Source organism: Phormidium sp. CCY1219 (assembly GCF_055795085.1).
In genome coordinates this window covers 1-1,570 of record NZ_JAYFEQ010000841.1, presented here as the reverse complement: position 1 = coordinate 1,570, position 1,570 = coordinate 1, and the positions used below count along the sequence as shown (strand labels likewise).

The following is a 1,570-nucleotide window of genomic DNA, read 5'->3' as shown; positions in this document are numbered from 1 at the left end:
ATTTCAATTGCCCGCTTCCGATTCTTCTTCGATTAGTCCGCGAAGGCGGACTTGGTTTGCAAAGGCGCAATTTCAATCGCTTGGTTTGCAAAGGCGCGATTTCAATCCCCCGCTTCTTTTATTTCCTCAAATTCCTATGCTGAAAATCAATACTTTGAGTCTTTATGGATTCACCTACACGCTCAAACAAGGATTGGGGGTGAAGGCGGAAACCACGACGCCGCACTATGAAAGTTTTTTACACAATTTAGTGCAACTGATTGGCGATGAATTCAAAACCTCTTTTAGCCAAGAGACCGAACGCAAATTTTGCCAGGTGGATGAGGTAAAAGTGGCCCAGTTACCCTTTACGGGGAGGCGAGAACAGCATACCCTAGAAGGGGAGTATCGGCGCTGGTCCGAGGAAGACAGTTGGGTGTTGGTGTTTAATGCCTATACGATCGCCAGTTACGATAAAGGGGAGGCGATCGCATTTCTCAAGTGCATGCAGGAGTTTCTCCAACCGCCTGAGAAGTTACAGACTATCGGGCACAGTTTGGTGCTGTCTGCTGTGCTAGAATCGGGAACGGAAGGGGAGATAAAAGAATTTGCCAAACTGGCGTACCAGCACTTAATTGATAACCGAGGTTGGAAACAGGAAAAGGAAGGAGTGCTGTGGGATGGGAAAATCTGGCAGTTTTGGCGATCGCAACCGCAACAATGGCAAAAAATCGAGCCAAATTCTCATTTAACCCTGGTTTTTTACCGCGATCGCGCTCAATTAGACGCCGGGGCAAAGTTGCTGGTGAATTACTGGCGGCCCTTATGGTTGTCGCGGGATAAAATTCTCTGGGCGTATCGCAACAGTCGCCAGCTCAAATCCACCCTGGTGGGCGATTACAATACCCTCAATTTCGCCCACCCCCTGTCGGAGTTAAATTTAACCGAACTAACCGAGGCGATCGAAACTCAATTTCGCTTCAAGCAAGGCTTGAATTCGGTAGAAATCAACCAGACGACTATCGAAATCCATCTAAATAACTACGATAATTATCGAGAAACTCTGATTCAAAATGCCCAAGTCAACGGACCGGTAAAGCTGGATTATTTAGCAGAATTCAGCCAACAAGTGCAGCAAACCTATCTGCCGCAATTGCAGAAAGACGCGAACAGTTTGCGCCGCTGTTGGGATGATATTGCGCGCCTTGCGGATACGATTAATAGCCTGCTAGAAATCCGCCAAGCGCATCGCGATCGCACGTTTCAAGCTGTAGTGGGAATTTTCGGCATTGGATTGGGAACGGGCGGAATGGTGGCTTCTGCTTCTTCCAATTATGTTGAAGATATTAAAGGGATTTCGATTGGGGATACGGCCCTGGATGAGATGCCTTTCACCCGGGGTTGGTCGGATTTACACTTTGTGTTGGGGTTAAGTGTGTTTTCTGGGACGTTAGCGGGAGTTGTCACTTTATTTATTATCCTGGCTTGGCGATTTTTCCGTCGGTAATTTCCGAAGCAACTCCCGCCGGGGGATAAATGCCCCGGTTAATAGCAACTCCCGCCGGGGGATAAATGCCCCGGTTAATAGCAA

Annotated in this window: 1 protein-coding gene; it reads left to right on the top strand. The window is 48.0% G+C overall.

Annotated elements, in window-relative coordinates; genetic code table 11:
• Window positions 1-136: 136 nt before the first annotated feature.
• Window positions 137-1,486, top strand: coding sequence for a hypothetical protein (locus AC0QH1_RS26840; protein WP_324634528.1), 1,350 nt, complete (start codon window positions 137-139; stop codon window positions 1,484-1,486).
• Window positions 1,487-1,570 lie beyond the last annotated feature (84 nt).

What these genes read in the sequence shown, in the direction of transcription:
- AC0QH1_RS26840 (WP_324634528.1), top strand. Translation starts at nt 137, where the DNA reads ATGCTGAAAATCAATACTTTGAGTCTTTATGGATTCACCTACACGCTC.